This is a genomic window from Bacillus sp. FAU20 (assembly GCF_056033865.1).
Genome location: NZ_JBVYHY010000011.1, coordinates 503,671 through 521,816, shown reverse-complemented (window position 1 = coordinate 521,816; position 18,146 = coordinate 503,671). Strand labels below are relative to the sequence as shown.

General features: G+C 32.8%; 17 protein-coding genes and 4 pseudogenes. 3 read left to right on the top strand and 18 right to left on the bottom strand.

The genetic code is table 11. The annotated features are described in order from the left end of the window. Window positions 1–121 precede the first annotated feature (121 nt). From AC0OM3_RS11080 to AC0OM3_RS11060, 5 genes and pseudogenes are all read right to left on the bottom strand, one after another. A pseudogene (locus AC0OM3_RS11080) lies at window positions 122–518 on the bottom strand (M3 family metallopeptidase); the annotation flags it as partial. Between the two features lie 297 nt (window positions 519–815). Continuing rightward, window positions 816–1,676, bottom strand: coding sequence for a DegV family protein (locus tag AC0OM3_RS11075; protein WP_474211786.1), 861 nt, complete (start codon window positions 1,674–1,676; stop codon window positions 816–818). 490 nt (window positions 1,677–2,166) lie between these two features. Beyond that, window positions 2,167–2,580 carry a spore coat protein gene (locus AC0OM3_RS11070; RefSeq protein WP_474211784.1) on the bottom strand — a complete coding sequence of 138 codons (414 nt, stop codon included), beginning with the start codon at window positions 2,578–2,580 and terminating at the stop codon, window positions 2,167–2,169. A gap of 14 nt (window positions 2,581–2,594) precedes the next feature. Then, window positions 2,595–2,796: pseudogene (locus tag AC0OM3_RS11065) on the bottom strand (spore coat protein). 367 nt (window positions 2,797–3,163) lie between these two features. Next, window positions 3,164–3,714: pseudogene (locus AC0OM3_RS11060) on the bottom strand (spore coat protein). A gap of 658 nt (window positions 3,715–4,372) precedes the next feature. On the opposite strand from AC0OM3_RS11060, the gene AC0OM3_RS11055 reads away from it, so the two are divergent. Continuing rightward, window positions 4,373–4,804 (top strand): GNAT family N-acetyltransferase, encoded by a 432-nt coding sequence (locus AC0OM3_RS11055; protein ID WP_474211782.1) that lies wholly within the window; start codon window positions 4,373–4,375, stop codon window positions 4,802–4,804. Window positions 4,805–5,147: 343 nt separating this feature from the next. Here AC0OM3_RS11055 and AC0OM3_RS11050 read toward each other — a convergent pair whose 3' ends face one another. Both AC0OM3_RS11050 and AC0OM3_RS11045 read right to left on the bottom strand, forming a co-directional pair. Further along, window positions 5,148–5,918, bottom strand: coding sequence for a GNAT family N-acetyltransferase (locus AC0OM3_RS11050; RefSeq protein WP_000638738.1), 771 nt, complete (start codon window positions 5,916–5,918; stop codon window positions 5,148–5,150). 254 nt (window positions 5,919–6,172) lie between these two features. Then, window positions 6,173–6,952, bottom strand: a pseudogene (locus AC0OM3_RS11045) (BC_2878 family exosporium-associated protein). 252 nt (window positions 6,953–7,204) lie between these two features. On the opposite strand from AC0OM3_RS11045, the gene AC0OM3_RS11040 reads away from it, so the two are divergent. Then, window positions 7,205–7,525, top strand: a complete 321-nt coding sequence (locus AC0OM3_RS11040) for a hypothetical protein (RefSeq protein ID WP_001062727.1) — start codon at window positions 7,205–7,207, stop codon at window positions 7,523–7,525. 54 nt (window positions 7,526–7,579) lie between these two features. Here the strand turns inward: AC0OM3_RS11040 and AC0OM3_RS11035 are convergent, their stop codons facing one another. The 5 genes from AC0OM3_RS11035 to AC0OM3_RS11015 form a co-directional block, all read right to left on the bottom strand. After that, window positions 7,580–9,112: an MDR family MFS transporter gene (locus AC0OM3_RS11035; protein ID WP_000229654.1), complete on the bottom strand. Its 1,533-nt coding sequence runs from the start codon at window positions 9,110–9,112 to the stop codon at window positions 7,580–7,582. A gap of 24 nt (window positions 9,113–9,136) precedes the next feature. Next, window positions 9,137–9,844: a polymer-forming cytoskeletal protein gene (locus tag AC0OM3_RS11030; protein WP_000400908.1), complete on the bottom strand. Its 708-nt coding sequence runs from the start codon at window positions 9,842–9,844 to the stop codon at window positions 9,137–9,139. An 18-nt stretch (window positions 9,845–9,862) separates the two neighbouring features. Continuing rightward, on the bottom strand, window positions 9,863–10,573 hold the full coding sequence (locus AC0OM3_RS11025; protein ID WP_001258385.1) for a bactofilin family protein: 711 nt from the start codon (window positions 10,571–10,573) through the stop codon (window positions 9,863–9,865). 13 nt (window positions 10,574–10,586) lie between these two features. Next, window positions 10,587–11,210, bottom strand: a complete 624-nt coding sequence (locus AC0OM3_RS11020; RefSeq protein WP_474211778.1) for a YhbD family protein — start codon at window positions 11,208–11,210, stop codon at window positions 10,587–10,589. Between the two features lie 159 nt (window positions 11,211–11,369). Further along, window positions 11,370–13,106 (bottom strand): ABC transporter substrate-binding protein, encoded by a 1,737-nt coding sequence (locus AC0OM3_RS11015; RefSeq protein ID WP_474211776.1) that lies wholly within the window; start codon window positions 13,104–13,106, stop codon window positions 11,370–11,372. A gap of 101 nt (window positions 13,107–13,207) precedes the next feature. On the opposite strand from AC0OM3_RS11015, the gene AC0OM3_RS11010 reads away from it, so the two are divergent. Next, window positions 13,208–14,422, top strand: a complete 1,215-nt coding sequence (locus tag AC0OM3_RS11010; protein ID WP_474211775.1) for an MDR family MFS transporter — start codon at window positions 13,208–13,210, stop codon at window positions 14,420–14,422. A gap of 141 nt (window positions 14,423–14,563) precedes the next feature. Here AC0OM3_RS11010 and AC0OM3_RS11005 read toward each other — a convergent pair whose 3' ends face one another. The 6 genes from AC0OM3_RS11005 to AC0OM3_RS10980 all read right to left on the bottom strand — a co-directional run bounded on the left by AC0OM3_RS11005 (window position 14,564) and on the right by AC0OM3_RS10980 (window position 18,106). After that, window positions 14,564–15,232, bottom strand: coding sequence for a YjgB family protein (locus AC0OM3_RS11005; protein WP_000870490.1), 669 nt, complete (start codon window positions 15,230–15,232; stop codon window positions 14,564–14,566). Between the two features lie 280 nt (window positions 15,233–15,512). Beyond that, window positions 15,513–15,659 carry a hypothetical protein gene (locus AC0OM3_RS11000; RefSeq protein WP_000959549.1) on the bottom strand — a complete coding sequence of 49 codons (147 nt, stop codon included), beginning with the start codon at window positions 15,657–15,659 and terminating at the stop codon, window positions 15,513–15,515. A gap of 319 nt (window positions 15,660–15,978) precedes the next feature. Continuing rightward, complete coding sequence (locus tag AC0OM3_RS10995) at window positions 15,979–16,374, bottom strand: hypothetical protein (RefSeq protein ID WP_000847589.1); 396 nt, start codon at window positions 16,372–16,374, stop codon at window positions 15,979–15,981. A gap of 77 nt (window positions 16,375–16,451) precedes the next feature. Next, on the bottom strand, window positions 16,452–16,694 hold the full coding sequence (locus AC0OM3_RS10990; RefSeq protein WP_000638306.1) for a GlsB/YeaQ/YmgE family stress response membrane protein: 243 nt from the start codon (window positions 16,692–16,694) through the stop codon (window positions 16,452–16,454). Window positions 16,695–16,874: 180 nt separating this feature from the next. Further along, window positions 16,875–17,840, bottom strand: coding sequence for a nucleoside hydrolase (locus AC0OM3_RS10985; RefSeq protein WP_001223681.1), 966 nt, complete (start codon window positions 17,838–17,840; stop codon window positions 16,875–16,877). A 77-nt stretch (window positions 17,841–17,917) separates the two neighbouring features. Further along, window positions 17,918–18,106: a DUF3970 family protein gene (locus tag AC0OM3_RS10980; protein ID WP_000621885.1), complete on the bottom strand. Its 189-nt coding sequence runs from the start codon at window positions 18,104–18,106 to the stop codon at window positions 17,918–17,920. Window positions 18,107–18,146 lie beyond the last annotated feature (40 nt).

Below are 18,146 nucleotides of genomic sequence, written 5' to 3'. Positions count from 1 at the left end.
TGTTATGTACATCTACTTCGTTCAGTTATGAAACCGGGTGTTTAACCACCACTGCCATGTATCAAAGTACGGTTTTCGCATTTATCGTGAAACGCTTTCGCGTTTTTCGTGCGCCGCTTCAAATATTATTTGCTTGTCCAAAGGATAATTGTTTATTATTGTGTCTGTCTATTTCTATCCTATCCCGTAATTGTATGTACATATCTTCCCCACGCACTAAGTTCATTTTTTATAAACTTAATATTAATATTATCGGAAGTTTCTACTTCACTATGTTTTATTATTTGCTGTACTTCACTTTTTAGTTCCTTCACTTTCACATTCAATTTAGTAAGGTCAGATGAAACACTTTCTTCAACCCATTGACAATACAAATAGTATTCTGCTTTTTCAATAGCTTGTATAAGCTTTGAAAGAACCTCTACATCTTTTGTTACAAAATATTGCTCTTTCAACTCTAAAATCGGAAATAGAATATCCTCATTCAAATACAATCGATTTAAATCCCATCTAGCAATTTCTTACATTTTTATAGCCGCCTCCTATTTTTACAAATAGTTACAGATATTTCTTCCTACACAATTATATATGAAATAAAAAAATTTCGATATCCTTAAATATTCAGATTCCTATAAATGCATTCTTATTTATATCTTTTCTTCTACCATAAAGTATCATTTCACATATAAAAAATAATCCCTCTACAGGATTGCATTTGATAGGCTAACTTCAAAGGTTTCATCTTCATCCATACCATATCGACCGATTATCACCAGATTAAAAAATAAAAAAGGATTGATCAAAAGATCAATCCTTTACTCTACTTCATTTAAGAAAAATAACGTTATAACGCCAGGACCTGTATGTGCACCGATTGCTGCACCAATTGTATTTACGATAAATACTTCACAGCCAAATCTTTCCGTAATTAATGCTTTTAATGCTTCAGCTGTTTCTAAATCGTCACCGTGAGTCATACCGATTGTTTGACCTTTAAGGTCTTTACCACGCTCTTCCATAATATCAACAATACGGCTTAATACTTTCTTTTTCCCTCGTACCTTTTCAAGTGGGACAAGTTTTCCTTCTTCCACGTTCAAAATCGGCTTAATGTTTAATAAACCACCGATAAATCCTGCTACTTTACTTAAGCGTCCGCCTCTAACAAGGTACTGTAAGTCAGCTACAGTGAAGATATGTTCCATATGGTTCATTAGAAAAGCGACACGGTTTAATATGTCTTCTTTTGATGCGCCGTTTTTTGCCATTTTAGCAGCTTCTAATACGACAAGCCCTTGACCAAGCGAAGCACATTTCGTATCAATAATTTCTAAATCTAAATCTGCATATGTTTCTTTTACTTCCTCTTTAATGACAACTGATGATTGATATGTACCAGACAGTTCAGATGAAAAAGCTAAATATATACAAGGATTACCTTCTTTTGCATAAGAAACAAATTTTTCTTGGAAAGTTTCAAGTGAAGGCAATGACGTTTTATAAACAGCGCCTTCTCTCATTTTTTGCAGTAATGTAACTGACTCTAATGTTACTCCATCTAAATACTCTGTTTCTACTTCATCATATACACGGAGTGGAATTAAATCAATATCATATGCTTGCAGCAAGTCTACTGGTAAATCCGCCGCACTATCCGTAATGATTTTAACACCCATTTTTAAACCTCTATTCTGTTATAAATATAAAATAATAAAATAAAAATAGTACTTTTAAATTATATACGTGAAAACTTAAATGAAGAAAGGAAAACACTTTATATTGTATGCACTATTCTTCAAAACTTGAACTATTAATGAAAATGGTTCTATTTTAAACACCTTTTTCTTATCATTTTTCAATAACACGAATAATTTTATAAGTATTTTGTAACATCATATTTTAATTCTTTATCTTAATATAATCTTTTCGAATTTATACTGTTTAAAAATTTAAAAGCCACATCCAATAAAGGAAATGGCTTTTAAATTTCCATAAAAACAGCACCAATCTTTATTTCCCATCACATTGTTCTCATTATTATTTTGCGCGATGTTAATGATTAATATTTATAGCCTGTACTATATTCACCTGTAAGAATCACTATATAAAAAAACATGTTAAACATTTTATAAAATATTTAATTTTAATTAGTAAAGCTAATAAAATTTAGAGAAGAATTTGAACATTTACTGCTATGTCTGTATCCGTAGTCGTAACTGTAACATTTCTAGAATTTCTAATAACAGTTTCTTGTTTATTAATTTGTTTAATAGATGATTTTTGAAACAATTCTTGTGCTACACGATCAGCTTTTTCACTATCTGCTATAGAAATACTTATTATAACCACAATAGCTGCTTGTAAAGCTGCTTGAATAGATAACGCAGCTTTTGTATCAGTAGTAGTAACTTCTACATCTGCTGAATCAACTATTGTAATAGATTCTTCAGAAATTTGATAAGTTTTACTTTCTTGCGCAGCTGCTTCTGAAACGCTAGCATTTTTAAAAGACGGATGAGGATTTGAAGAATCTAATGCACTCCACTTTTTATTTCCATCTGAATGACATGTTTTTTCCATAAGTTCACCCCCTTTCAATCTAAATAATTATTAACCTGTGATTGTATTTCAGAAATAATACTTTTAATTTGCTGCTTTTTTTTCTGGCGATAAATTTTTTAGTTTTTCTTCATTTATCCCATGCCTATTAAAAATATCTGAGAGTAAAAGGTCTATAATTATATTCTTTTGATCTTTATCAAACTTAAAGGAAGAAAATTTATTTAAATCATCCATTTACAATGTTCACTCCTATCAGTTTTCTATAAAAATTTCAAATAACTACCAGCATTATATGTATTTAAATAACAATTGCTTGGACAAGTAACTTAATCTTCTATTTTCCCTTCTTTTTACTAATGAAATCAAAAGGCTGTCTTCTAATGCGAAGACAGCCTCCCGTTACTTAACATATATAAGTTTTAATTACTGTTAAATAATAAGTTCACCTTTGCTATTGTATAGTTATCCCCACTTACCTTCCCATCAATCTTGAATTTTAATTTAGTCATAATAAGAAGTCCAAGCTTGTACCACATATTACAACAAAAAAATATTTACTTTGAGTGAACCATTATAGCTAAATATAAATGGGATAGACACTTTATAAAATGTTTAGTTTAACTAGTAACGCTAATAAAATTTGAAGGAGAATTTGAATATTCACTGCAATATCTGTATCAGTAGTTGTTACGGTTACGTTTCTGGAATTTTTAATAAATGTTTTTTGTCTATTAATTTGTTTAATAGATGATTTTTGAAACAATTCTTGTGTTATTTTATCTGCCTTTTCACTATCTGCTATAGAAATACTTACTACAACCACAATCACGTTGCTTGTAACGCAGCTTGGATGGATAGCGCAGCTTTTGTATCTGTAGTAGTAACTTGTACATCTGCTGAATCTACTATTTCAATATATTCCTCAGAAACTTGATCGATTTCATCTGTTTGTATAGCTTCTTCTAAAAAATTTGCATTTTTACTATATGAATAAGAATTTACTGATTCGGGATCCTGATTTATTGGCTCAGAAACCTGTTTTTTTGGTTCACAATCCTTTTTTATTGGCTCAGAATCCACTTTTTTTCGTTCAGAATCCCGATTTAATGGATCCCGGTTTTTCTTTCGTCTACAAACTTCACAATCACACATAAAATCACCCCTTTTAAACTAAAAAATTAGCGAATATTAAAATATTGGCTAACTACTAGCATTTTATGTATTTTTTAATAATTTGTTTGGACAAGTAACTTGAATTTATATTTTACTTCTAATTCTTTTTTGTAATAACAAAAAATAGCCTTCTAACAAGAAGACAACCATCTTTTATTTCACATTTATATAAAAGACCCATACTTAAATACACTTAACTTCATATAATATTTTTAGAATGAGTAGTCGTTACTGAAGGGCACTTTTCGAAGTGCTCTTATCTTTAATCTCCCTCTTTTTCAGGAAGAGTTTTTTTACTAAATCCTAATATGATTTGTATCACTAAGGCTGGCGATTACCACATTTCCTTAATAGCTTCAATGAATACAGTAGCTACTAATTAAAATATCCCTATGATTTTCTCTACACTAAAAAAATCGTGCGTTATCGAACACATGAACTATTTTTTATTTTGACTATGTAACACTAAATTCACAACATTATTATCCTATATTTGGTGAAGCCTACATTTCAATGCCAGCAACCCCACACTTTTAACTAATAACTTAAACAAATGTGCTATCTCAAGGTTCCTTTGATATAGTATCTTATGTTCTATATAATGAAGAGAGCGCTAGTATTCGGAAGGAGGATGTATATGAGTATTCAACTAGCTACATCTAACGATTTAAAATGGATTAATAGTCAATATGAATCAATAGGATTTGTACGAAGTGATTTAAAGAGAGATAAAGTTGCAATTATTACATATAACAACGAGTATGCAGGTGTTGGCCGATTAGTCCAAATAGATGAAGATACTTTAGAAATGGGCGGGATTTTTATTCTGCCTCAATTTAGAGGGCTACAATTAGCTGGTGAGCTTGTTTCATTTTTAGTAGAAACTGCGAAAAAATCACAAACACAAGATGTATATTGTCTTCCTTTTGAGGAATTAGAAAACTTTTATAAGAAATATGGCTATACTGAAGTCGATACTACGAAAGAAGTAGTCCATCCAATTATTCTAAAAAAATATAATTGGTGTTTGGAGAATTACGATAAACACGTTCTACTCTTCAAATTGTAAATGTAATAAAAAAATATATTCTCAATTGCTTTTCTATCCGTACTCCTAATCGGAGCTAAGGATTAATCAAAGATATTTTATCTCTCCTTTTATAAATGGTTGATTAAAACTCAATGTTCCGTTAATACTATAGGTAACATGATTGTATTTCTCCATTCTCCCTTGGAGAAGAGCAGTTAGCTTTTGCTAGCTGCTCTTTTATTTTTTCAAAAAGTCACATAAATATCTTTAATTCCAAACATTCAAAAGATAAAATGTGATAAGATTGTTATGAAGATATTTACCAACTAATAAATGCGCCCTAGACTTACGTACTAGGGCGCATTTATTTTTTAGTATGTAACTATCTATTATCCACAAAATAAGTATCATACGCTTTATCAAAAACATATCCTAACTTTTCTGCTAGGTTAGCAGATGTAGTATTCGCTGCGTCCCAGTTTGGATACTTTCCATTTTCTAAGCAATCCAATATAAGAGCTGCACTAACTACAGTTGCCAAACCTTTTCTTCTATGATTGTGATCAGTCGCAACTTCAATTTCAATTCCATCATTATAAATACTATACGAGGATGCACCACATACAACTTCTCCGTTATATAAAATGCTATAACCTATACCACGGTTTATATAATCTTCTACCGACTGAAATTGACTTATAAAATCTTCAGAGATTTTATGTAATGTAGGGCTATTTGCGATATGCTCATCTATTCTTTTTAACTCATATCCTTTTGGAAGTATTGATATAAAAGACTGTAATTTTGAACGATTAAAACCTTCTGAATTTCGTTTGAACTTATAGCGTAAAAACTTATCTATTTTTCTTTCATGGAATGTTTCTAAGCGTTGTTTCCACTCTTCACTATTTAAGATAACTAAAATTCTTTCAGGAATATTACGTAATAACTCTTCTGTTTCTTGCACATTTGGGTCTCCAGCGTAAAATGTGAAAATTCCTACCGTAACTTGTGCTACTGTTGGATTTTCAAGATCATTTACCCAAGCAGTCCCCATATGCCCTTGTAAATAAGAAAGTAAAACAACGTTATTGAAATCCTCAAACATAGAAACTAGTTTTTTTCTTGTATGTATATTCGCTTCATATATCATTTACATTCCCGCCTTCTTTAAAATCAATCGTATTCTAAATCTTTAAGAATCAACTTATATAATTTTTCACTCAACCGCTTGTTATATAAGAAAGCACTATTAAACTAAAATTTTATATAATTATAAATTATTCACAAATATAAAATTATTATAACATCTAATAAAAAAGAGTATCTCACTTTTTAAACTTTTGAATATACATCGTGTATGTATAAACCCTCAACATAATGTATGAGGATTTATCAAAAAATGCGTTACAACTCCTTCTTAGAAATAAAAGATTCCATTTCACCATTTTTATATACTTTAGTCAATTTAACAACTGACTTGTACGTGTTAACCTCATCCCTTATCATTTTTTTCAACTCTTCTATTTCGATATTACCAGTTCCACTCTCTACTTTTAAACAATTTGAAATGTTTAAGTATCCACTAGATGCGAAAAGAATAATGAATGTAATATCAGGAAAATTAATGAACAGTATTCCAAACTTTAAAGGGTTCGCAGCAGTATCGGATAAAACTAATCGAAAATCTAACAGTTCAGGTACTTGAACAAAGTCCTTAGAAACAATCGCTTTACCTACAATTGCAACTTACTTTACTACATTCCCAAGTTCATCTGTAAATTCAGTACATATAGGTGTATCTATTGTTTTAGCTTGTAAAGATACATTTAATTCTACATTATGAAAATCGAAAAAGATTGTACTACCCTCTGTTAAACATTGCGGGCACACATTTCCTAGCAAGCTAAAGTCCTCTTCAATATATTTAACTTTTGTTTTGCAACTACATACTTTCCCTATTCGAATCGCATCAATCTTTGAACAATCGACAAATATAACCTCATTGTCTTCTTGTACGAATGATACGATACCTGTTTTCTTATTAAATGAAAGAAAATAAGATACAACAATTTCCTTTCTTGCTATTATGATATTTTCAACTTTAGTATACGCTTCTAGACTTTGTAAAAACTCACATATACTATTTTGGCAACACCCACAATCACGTTTCGGTTCACAACCCACTTACACTCCATCCCTTCTCTATATAGAATTGCTACTACATATATATGAGTAGCAAATAAGAAAAGCTTGGACAATATAACTTTAACGTAACATTATCGTTACCTACTCGTACATTTATATGGAAATTACACCAATTTTGAGTAAGGACACATAATTTTTACTATAAATACATATAACAATTTCATCTTTCATAAAAAAAACGTTATAATAAGGTGTAGCCTCTACGATTACGTTATAAAGGAGATTAAAACTATGGCTAAAATTAAAGTGTACCAAGCAAAAGAAGAAAATATGGATGCAGTAAAAAATATCATTGATGTTGAGGAACAAAACCCAACTGCTGAAAATTTACAAAATCTATATGCGTGTGTATTAGATACTGAAGATATGGCATTGCCTGAATCATATATTGAAGAAGATATCTTAATTGATTCTATTGAAGTTATGGTTAACGCTTCTCAAAGCAAAGTAAGAGACTTAGGCGCATACGATGTAATCGAAGTTCAAAACAAAGGCAAGAAAACGCAAATTTTATTACTTGCAGACGAAGAATACGAAATTATCGAAGGCTAATCTAACACCGTACATACGAAAAAGCTCCTTTCCAATTGGAAAGGAGCTTTTTCATTACGCTTTTGATGTTTCACTCTTTTTATTCATTTGTTCTTTCTTAATTACCATACGCTCATTTCCCATAAAGAAAATGAATATGAATGCTAATCCAGCTGGTACCAATGCCCACATGAATGTTTGAACAATTGAACTAGAAAGAGCGTCAATAATCTTATCTAATATTTGCGGAGGGATTTGAGATCTTGCCGATTCTGATAAAATGGCTCTTGAATCCCCTAATTTTGTATTCATTCCCCCGCTCATACCTTTAAACGCTTCTTCTAATTGATCTTGGAAACCTGTTCTTTGGATCATTCCGAAGATTGTAATGCCTAGTGTCATTCCTAATGAACGAATGAAGTTACTCGTTGAAGTCGCAGACCCGCGCTGTTCCATACCGAAGTTGTGAATAGCTGCCATACTTAGTACAGAGAATGAGAAACCGACTCCAAATCCGATAATAATCATATAAACTGTTAATAATGCACGACTTGTTTCTGGTGTTAACGTGCTTAATAAGAATAATCCAATTAGCATAATAACCGCAGAAATAATCATAATGTTTCGGTAGCTAAGCTTAGTTGTTAAAAATCCGCCTAACTGCGCTGTTACGACTGACCCTAACATCATCGGTAAAAGTAATAATCCTGAGTTTGTTGCAGTCCCGCCGTATACACCTTGAATGAATAACGGAATGTATACAGTTGCTGACATAAATGCAGCCCCGTAACATAATGCAATAATTGTACTCATTCCGAATAAGCGCTGTTTAAACATCTCAAATGAAATAATTGGTTCTTCTACTTTTCGTTCAATAAAAATGAATGCGATGATTAAAATAGCGAATCCACCAAATAAACTTAAAATAAAGCTAGAATCCCAATCATATTTTTGTCCGCCTAGTTCAAGCGCAAACATTAAAGAAACTACTGCACCAACTAAAGTAATTGCGCCAAACCAATCAATTTTTTGCTTTCTATGAACGCGTGATTCTTTATAAAAGAATGTAATAAAAATAAGTGCTAAAATGCCAAGTGGTAAGTTAATATAAAATACCCAGTGCCAGCTAATGTAATCGGTAATATATGCGCCAAGTAATGGCCCGAAAATACTAGATAATCCAAATACAGCTCCAAATAAACCACCCATTTTCCCGCGTTTTTCAGGTGGGAAAATATCAAAAACGATAGTAAACGCGATCGGCACTAATGCCCCGCCGCCAATACCTTGAATAGCACGATAAATACCTAACTGTGTAATATTTTCAGCAGTACCACAAAGTGCCGAACCAATCATAAAGACGATTAAACCGAAAATAAAGAATCTCTTTCTACCATACATATCTGATAGCTTACCGAAAATCGGCATGCCTGCCATTTCTGCGACCATATAGGCAGAAACGACCCATACAAAGTTTTCGAGGCCTCCTAAGTCACCAACGATTGTTCCCATCGCCGTTACGACAATGGTATTATCCATCGATGCCATTAAAATACCTAGCAATAAGCCCGCCACAACAAAGCCGAGCTTACTATTCTTCTCAACCATATCTCTTGCTCTCCCTCATACTACTTATATTTGTTTATGTTCTTTTACGACTGCATTACCTTTTTGATTAAAACTAGTATGATATTCTACAACACTAATTTCACATCCAGGACCAATTGTGACGTTGTTGCCTCTTACAACTTCAGCAATCGTATGTTCTAAATAGATATCATCTCCTTCAACAATCGAAGTTTGGAGGTTTCCAGCATGACTAGTAAAAGGAATAAATCTCGCTTTTTTACGAACGGTAATTTTTTTACCACCAATTTCTCTTACCTTACTGCCTTCATAACGAAGTGAGATTTGAATATTTTCAGCATTAAGTAATCCATCACTTTCAAGACCACCAGTTAATGATAAATCTTCTACTTCAATATCTCCCTTTACATTTAAAGCACCTTTTACATCTACGAAATCACCTGAAAACTTTCCTTCAATATCTATCATACCTCTAACTTTTGTTTTTTCAATATGAGCATCACCATGAATTTGTGTATTACCATATACTTTTACATATTCCGCATCTACATTTCCTTGTACTTCGTTATCTCCATACACGACATAGTTTTTCACTTTTACATTACCGCGTACATCACTCGTTCCGTACGTTTTAAACTCATTGCAACTCATATCATTCGTAATTGTTCCTTCACCGCGAATCTTCACTTTATTATAATCTCCGCCTGCTGAATTACCAGAACCATTTACTGTGAGACTATGTGGATGTTCCATACTGATTTCTCCCTTCCGTTAAACCTGCTTAATTTCTTTTACATTTGCATTTTTATCAACAGTAAGAACACCAGTATATTCAATCAGTTCAATCTCACAGTTTGCTCCTACTGTAACATTGTTTCCTCTTACCGTTCTTATGTGAGCATAATCAATATCGATATTGTCACCTTCTAATAGTTCAGCTTCTAACTGCAAGCCAAACACTGTTTTAAATAGTCTACTAAATGTACCTGATCTATGTCTTACTTTAATCGTTTGACCACCAATTTCTTTCGCTCGACATGTACCGTGAATATTTATATTAATTTCATCTGCGCTTAATAAACCACCGATTGTAAATTGTCCTTCTGAAGAAAAAGTATCCACTTCACAATTACCGTCAATTGTAGCTTGACCATTGACTTTAAATTCTTCACCAGTGACATTTCCACCTATTGTACCTTTTCCTGCAATTTTCAAACTGTTTGCTTTTACATTTTGCGTAATTGTTGCTTTTCCATCAATTCGCATCGTTTCAGCTTGAACTGTGCCATCAACTTTACCAGATCCGCTAATTCGTGCACTGCTACTTTTCAAATCGCCAGTAACTGCACCGTAACCGTTACATTCAAATTGCTCACATTCAACATTTCCATTCACAGTTCCTTTTCCGTTTAATTGCACTTTATGAAACTCGCCACCATTCGATGAACCGTAACCATTTATAATCAAATTATCTGTACGCATACTTTCTCCTCCACTACAACAATTTAGTTTTTAATGCTTCGGTATATTTCATAATCGCTTCGCGTAAAACGATTTTGGTGCCTTTTTCAAAAATTAAATCGTCCACGTTTGAAACTAATAAACATATAGAAATCCCTAACTTTCGGACAATGATTAAATCACAAGTTTTATGTTTAATTGCTTCATAATTTTCACGTAAAACTTGCAAGACCATTTTTCCTTCTTCTAAACTAATCTCTCCTGATTGTAGTAATTCTTCTAACATGTACACATAAAGAATGTCTACAAATTGAAACTCTGCTGTTTTATTCGTTTGTTCTATGAAAAATTGTAAAACTGGTTCTGATGCAATCCCCTTGCATAAAATGTCTTCCTTTGTTAAAAGAATTTCTCTCACACTCGGCGAAAACATGTTCGCTAGTTCATCAAGTGATAAATCCTCTTTCATCGTTTGGATTTTATCGATACGCTCTAATATCTTTTCTTTCGGAAAAAATGTCTCTTGACCTGTAAACGTTGATTTTCGTACAAACCAATCTTCCGGAATTAAATTTTTTCTTTTCCACCTATATAACTGTCCGTATGAAATACCAGTTAGTTCTAATAAATCTTTTTTTGAAATTAAATCTGTACTCAACTGTACAACACTCCTTCCTGATAACAATGTAACATAACACTGTTACGTTGTAAATAAACTTTTATCACAAGTAGCGTAACAATGTGTAAAACAAACCTATTCCTACATACAAAAAAGGCTCTTACACACCTTATGAAAATGTGCAAAAGCCCTTATATATCAAGACTTAAACCAAATATTATAAAAATCAATCCAACCTTGTGAATTAATCATTATATTTTGAACTTTTTCATGTGTACTTACCTCTTGTTTATTACGATATAAAGGAATAATATGAATTTGACGTAACAAAGTATCCTCGATATCGCGTAACAGTGTAACTCTTTTCTCTAATTCTTCTTGTCTAAAATAAGGAGACAACTTTTCATGAAAGTCCATGCTGCTTTGTCCATGAATAAAACTATTTTTTGTAAGAAACATATATAATAGACTATCTTCTATTCGTTCACTAATTGTGGCACTATCATGCATCATATCGGCCTTTTGTATCGTACTTACTTCCAATAGCTCTTCTATATCAAGAAAATTATTTTCTACACGAACCCCGTATTTCGCACACTCTTTTTGTATCCACTGTGCATCTTCAACATGTTCTCGTTCTGTAAATGTGTAGAGTTGTAGCACTTCATTATGATAAGCACTCCTTTTAATTAAACTTTCTACATCTTCCTCAATCTCTACAATGCTTTCACCTGCTAATATTAGTTTTTTTGCCACTTCTCCACGTTCTCCGCCGAGTTCTTGAACGATTGTATAACCATGAATGATGTTGTATAACGCTTTCCGAAATAACGCATCTTGCATTGGTCCTTCTTTCGTAAGATTACATGTTATATATGTCACGTTCGACTCAAGCCGAGACAATTCTTTATTATGTTTTTCTTTATCTTTATACTGCGCCTTTACTAAAACATCGTATGTACTTACACCTTGTTCTACATTCCACAACTCAACACGATCTAAAAAAGGTCTTTCACGAAAATATAAAGGATGTCCTTCTAAAATGAACAGATTTTCATTACTTTTATATAATTGAAAAGGCCCTGTTCCAATTAGCCCTCCTGCTTCATCTTCATTCACGATAGAACACTGTTCTGCACTTAGCATATGTAAAAACATTCGATTTTCTGTATGTAATTGAATTTCGAAAACGTAGTCATCCACTGAACGGATACTTTCAACGTGTTGTAACATCCATGCGTGTGCATTATTTTCCAGCTTCATAAATCGATTCAACGAGTATATAACATCATGTGCAGTAAGTTGTTTTCCATTATGAAAGTGAACTCCTTTTCGTAAGTAAAACGTCCATATTTTTTTAGCGTCATTATATTCCCAGCGAAATGCAAGTCTTGGCTCTATAATGTTTGTATTACCGTCTACATACACGAGTGTGTCGAATATATGTTTTACCATATGGCATTCTGAGCGCATTGTAGCGTATACAGGATCTAATGTGATATCTAAATTCATTTGTACTTGCAACCGGAGTACATCTCTTCTCCCTTCAGATGTCATTTCAACCTTATGACCAAATATTGAATCCACCCAGCAGTGATATTCTCCCTTTACCGATGGAAAATGCGAGCTATAGCGTTCCACAAATATGCTTCCGCTTTTCACATCCCCTTTTTTCGTTATTTCTTTTCCTCTATCTAAAATTAAAGAAATCGGGTGCTTTTGAAATATTAACTTAGAACGATTTCCTCTACCGCGACCTGGAAACCACTTAATCCAATTTAAATCATCTAATTTTTTTATAATTAATTTACTATTACGCTCTGTACAAAATAAAGTTTCAGATATATTTTGCACTGTTACTTCCAAACGTTCTCCCTCTTTTTTTCCTTTTCCATAAGCAATCCATAGTTCAATGTATTGATCTAAAATAAACATCAAAATCCCCCTAAAAGGTGAAAAATACTCCCTATTCTTTCTACCCTTTTTCCAACTCTCCTTTCATCTTATCATTTCAATATAGAAAGGAGGAATTAATATTGAATTATCTCTTACTTCGTTACAATAAACCTATTTTTATTAGACTGTGCGGTGAATTATTAACCCGAACGACTGAATCTATGTTAGCTCTCATTATGATTATTTACGTCAATAAAATGTTAAACGGCAATGTAATAATAACTATGCTGATTTTCGGCTTACAGCCACTTTCAGACATTTTATTTACACTTATTGCTGGAGGAATTACTGATAAATATGGTCGAAAAAAGATTATGTTACTCGGATTATTACTACAAGGTGTTGCAATCGGTAGTTTTGTTTTCGCTCAATCCGTTTTTATATTTGCACTGTTATATGTCATTAATGGTATTGGCCGTTCCTTATACATTCCAGCTCAGCGTGCACAAATTGCTGATTTAACAAAACAAGAGCAGCAAGCAGAGATTTTTGCTCTCCTACAAACGATGGGAGCAATTGGATCCGTAGTCGGTCCTTTAATCGGTGCAATTTTTTATAATACTCACCCAGAATATTTATTTATCGTGCAAAGTGTAACCCTTACGATATATGCCGTTGTTGTTTGGACCCAGCTCCCAGAAACCGTTCCACCTGTAAGTAAGTCGAAACAAACAGTTGAGGCAAGTTCACCAAAACAATTTGTTTTTAAACATTATGCCATATTCGGTCTTATGGTTTCTACACTTCCTATTAGCTTTTTTTATGCCCAAACTGAGACGAATTATCGTATTTTTGCAGAACATGTATTTACTAATCTCGTATTCATACTCGCATTTATTTCAATATGCAAAGCCATTTTGGAAATCATTCTACAAATCTTCCTCGTAAAATGGTCTGAACGATTTTCTATGGCGAAAATCATCCTTATTTCTTACGCCTGCTATACAATAGCTGCAGTTGGCTTTAGTTATTCAACGACGATATTGTCGTTGTTCTTCACCTTACTCTTTTTAGTCATTGGAGAAAGTATTGCTCTAAACCATTTATTACGATTCGTTTCAGAAATTGCACCTCATGATAAACGTGGTTTATATTTTTCAATTTACGGTATACACTGGGATATATCTCGAACGTGTGGACCAGTTATTGGTGCAGTTTTATTAAGTAAGTTAAATGGAAGTATGCTGTTTTATATTTGTGCTAGTTTCTTATTAATTGGAGGTATTGTTCAAGCGCTATTTGTTCAAAATTTGGAACGTAAAAAAATCGTGAACCATCCTACACATAATTTATAGGTTACTACTTTTTCAGTAGATCAACATTTCTTATTGGATGAATGCTAAAAGTATTTCGCATATGACAGGAGACGTTCCTTATTTACAACTAAAAACACCTCACTTAAAGAAAGTGAGGTGTTTTTGAAATCACTTAATTTCTTATCCTGCCATTTTATTAATACTATCCTCTGGTGAAAATACGGAAATATGATCTACCTTACCAGTCGATTTTGGAATGACAAATTTCAATTCATACTGGTTATTTACTTTGTATACATATATTTTGTCTTCACCATTCTCTTTAACTGAAGATGGTTTTCCTAATGCTTTTACAATTTCTTGTAATGTAATCGATTTTAGTTCTGCATGATATGAGCGTACATCAAAAACTTGTGATCCTTTATTAAATCCGAAAACAACATTTTTATTTGTAAAAGTTGCGTACATTCCGTTCCCTGCTTGTTCGGTTTTATTTGCTTTCCCCCACGCTTTTTCAATTTCTTCAATATCCCCTGTATGGGCTCCAAATGGTACATTAGGTACTTTTCCTTCTTTTGCGAGTTCAAACAAATCTTTAACGTGGTTAATTGATTTTTGATTAAGTGTTCTATTTTTCGAATCTGACTCAGGTGATGGGTTTGTTGTTTTTTCATTACTTGGTTTTGCTTCAGGATTTTTCTGTTCTTCTGAAGAATTGCTTTGTTCATTTTTATTATTTTCCGAGGTTAGATTTGTTTCCTTTCTTTCGTCTGTCCCTTTACATGCTGCTAATGCAAATGTGCATGTAAAAGTGAGGAATATCATACCTATTTTCCAATATACCTTCATCACTTTTACCCCCTATTGTATTTTATTCATTTCGATAACCAACCGGATGCGAAGTATAATATCGATTAAGGACTTCTAATTCTAAATCGTCACTTTCCCATAATTTAAAAAACTTGGATTTATATTGTTAATCATCGTATTCATCTCCTTATTTAAAGCTTCTCTTCTCAATGATAATATCCTCTATCTATATACTTAAAACATGCTGTTACAACAGCTCCTTGAAACAGAAAAAAACCAGTAGGAAATAATTATTCTTTTCCTACTGGTTGAAATGAAATTAAACGGTAAATCTTAGCTTCTTAAAAAATATAACGATAGTGTTTTTTACAGTTTCAAAATTATAAGCAAACGTATTGTCTCCACTTAATGATGAAATACATGTTAAACCTGCAGCTTTAATAAAAGCTTTTACATCTACAAGCATAGAATTAGCCTCCATGAATTTAATTACAATCATTATAACAGGTGTTTTACGATGCTAACATGAAAGTAATAAATACATTTCTATTATTAATTTATCCCGCTATTTGCCGGGCAGTAAGATCCCCACCTCAAAATTCAGCGGAAACAAAGAAGTTAGGTGGGGGCCCTGTTGTCCGTAAAAGCCCGATTGGTGAGGGCTGATAATCAGTGGGGATGAACAAAACCCCCACTGATTAAAGTTTCACTTATTTAGCTCACAGTACACCATTCCAATGTCATATAAAAAAGCTGCCCAAAAAGGGCAGCTTCAAATATGTATATTACACTTCCACCGTTTTACCATCTTCAACAATATGATAAAGTAAATGCGCTAAATGATGAATTGGACCGTATTCTTCCTCTTCCTCATCTGTTTCACCTTGGAACTCAAGATCGTTTAAGTACAGTGCTAAAAATTGATAGTATAGTTTTAAATCAAATCCGTAGCACGCAGTTGGCTCTTCATGATCACCTTCGTACTGTAACATTAAGTATTGATCGTTTCCTTCTGCATCTTCTGCGTCAAAGAATACGAAGAATCCAACGTTTGTATCTAAATCAAATAGATGACGAGTGCCTTTTTCTGTTGCTTTGTTAAAGTCCTCTTCACTTAATTTATGTACTGTTGTCGCTTTAGCATTATCTTCTTGATGGAAATTTACTGTAAATGTTTTCAATGCTGACACCTCCTGATTGTATAATACTAGCATAACATATAAAAAGGACTGCTTACAAATGTAAACAGTCCTTACATTCATTTTCGCATTGCTCGTAATAAGAAGCTTACGATAAAAATTAAAATAATCGCACCGATTAAAGCTGGAATAATTGCATATCCGCCAATGACTGGACCAAAACTACCAAGTAATTTCGAACCAACCCAAGAACCGATAATACCAGCAATAATATTACCTATTACACCACCAGGTACGTCCTTTCCAGTAATTAAGCTCGCAAGCCATCCTAATATACCACCGACGATTAAAGACCAAATCATATAATAACCTCCTTTACATTTCACCAATCAAAATATAATTAGAAACAATTGCTTACCATTAGTTATGTGACATTTTTCATAAGTTATTCATGTTGTTCAACTTTAAGATTTTTGAGAATAATACACACAGATTAAACCTTTTTTTGAACTAACGATTTATCCGACTTGTTATTACACACATTAAGGACAATCTGGCTTCAATATTGTTCGCATAAACTCTTCTTTAAAAGCTGCATAGTTAAAACCAACAGCAATTCTTTGAATCGGCCGATCATCAAACCTTGTTGGCTCAGCTATTTTTCTAAAGTCTGCTACACTTTGGCCCCTAGTCACATCATTTGTCGTACTAATCCACACTGCCGATTTTTTATATTCGAAAATACTGTCATTTATAAACGAGATAAACGGTAGTAAATCGTGTATAGGACTTCCACCAATACCCGGATATTCTTTTTTATAGAAATTCTCATAATAAAAATCAATCATTGGTTTAATGAGTTTCGCCTGTCCAGTTCCTTGTTTATCTATTATATTGGCCATTTCAGGTGTAATAAGCGCGCCCTGTGTTACATTTAACGGGTATATGCTAGCGTTTTTCGCATATTTCATAACAATATTTGCTGCAATTGGATCACCATAAAAATTCGCTTCAGATACTGGTGTAACATTACCTGGAAATAGGAAAGCGCCGCCCATTATATAATACGAACAAATACGATCCATTATATTTGGATACAATAAAAATAACGTAGCAAGCGTCGTTAGTCTCCCTGTCGCCACAATTATAATATCTTCTGGACAAGGTTCGATTAATTTGATTAATTCACAAAAATTTTCTCGTTTACAAATTCTCATCTCAGGTGGAATAATAGGACCTAAACCGTGGTCCCCGTGGATTTCAGGGAAAAACAAAGGCTCTTCAGCTGTCATCGGTCTACTCGCACCTTCAATAATTTTCACTTGTGTAGCATAGTACCTTTCCAAAAAATAAACATTTTCCGTAACGATATCTCGTGATACATTCCCGTACTCAGCAACAATACCTAGAATATCTAATTTACATGTTTTATTTGCATAAATTAACGCTACGGCGTCATCAATACCAAAGTCTCCAAAAAAGATAATTTTCTTATTAACTATTCTCACCCCTCTTGAGCATACTCTACTATTATTATTATGTGAAAAAGACAAGGCGGTGAAACAGCGCAAACTAAAAAAGCCGCCTATTTATTGGCGACTTCAATCTTTTTATAAGACAAATATGCAAGTACATTTTTACTTGAATCGTATTTCGGGTTATTTCCTTTTCTCGGCTCTCTCATATGTGTCTTTTCAAATCCAGGAATGTCTGGCATTTTCCCCATAAATTCAAGCATTTCTTCCTCAGTACCTTCAATGCGTACACGAATCATTATAACTATTCCTCAATTCTCAGTTTCTCTGTACTAAGTA

What these genes read in the sequence shown, in the direction of transcription:
- AC0OM3_RS11075 (WP_474211786.1), bottom strand. Translation starts at nt 1,676, where the DNA reads ATGGGTGTTAAAATCATTACGGATAGTGCGGCGGATTTACCAGTAGAC.
- AC0OM3_RS11070 (WP_474211784.1), bottom strand. Translation starts at nt 2,580, where the DNA reads ATGGAAAAAACATGTCATTCAGATGGAAATAAAAAGTGGAGTGCATTA.
- AC0OM3_RS11055 (WP_474211782.1), top strand. Translation starts at nt 4,373, where the DNA reads ATGAGTATTCAACTAGCTACATCTAACGATTTAAAATGGATTAATAGT.
- AC0OM3_RS11050 (WP_000638738.1), bottom strand. Translation starts at nt 5,918, where the DNA reads ATGATATATGAAGCGAATATACATACAAGAAAAAAACTAGTTTCTATG.
- AC0OM3_RS11040 (WP_001062727.1), top strand. Translation starts at nt 7,205, where the DNA reads ATGGCTAAAATTAAAGTGTACCAAGCAAAAGAAGAAAATATGGATGCA.
- AC0OM3_RS11035 (WP_000229654.1), bottom strand. Translation starts at nt 9,112, where the DNA reads ATGGTTGAGAAGAATAGTAAGCTCGGCTTTGTTGTGGCGGGCTTATTG.
- AC0OM3_RS11030 (WP_000400908.1), bottom strand. Translation starts at nt 9,844, where the DNA reads ATGGAACATCCACATAGTCTCACAGTAAATGGTTCTGGTAATTCAGCA.
- AC0OM3_RS11025 (WP_001258385.1), bottom strand. Translation starts at nt 10,573, where the DNA reads ATGCGTACAGATAATTTGATTATAAATGGTTACGGTTCATCGAATGGT.
- AC0OM3_RS11015 (WP_474211776.1), bottom strand. Translation starts at nt 13,106, where the DNA reads ATGTTTATTTTAGATCAATACATTGAACTATGGATTGCTTATGGAAAA.
- AC0OM3_RS11005 (WP_000870490.1), bottom strand. Translation starts at nt 15,232, where the DNA reads ATGAAGGTATATTGGAAAATAGGTATGATATTCCTCACTTTTACATGC.
- AC0OM3_RS11000 (WP_000959549.1), bottom strand. Translation starts at nt 15,659, where the DNA reads ATGCTTGTAGATGTAAAAGCTTTTATTAAAGCTGCAGGTTTAACATGT.
- AC0OM3_RS10990 (WP_000638306.1), bottom strand. Translation starts at nt 16,694, where the DNA reads ATGATTTGGTCTTTAATCGTCGGTGGTATATTAGGATGGCTTGCGAGC.
- AC0OM3_RS10980 (WP_000621885.1), bottom strand. Translation starts at nt 18,106, where the DNA reads ATGATTCGTGTACGCATTGAAGGTACTGAGGAAGAAATGCTTGAATTT.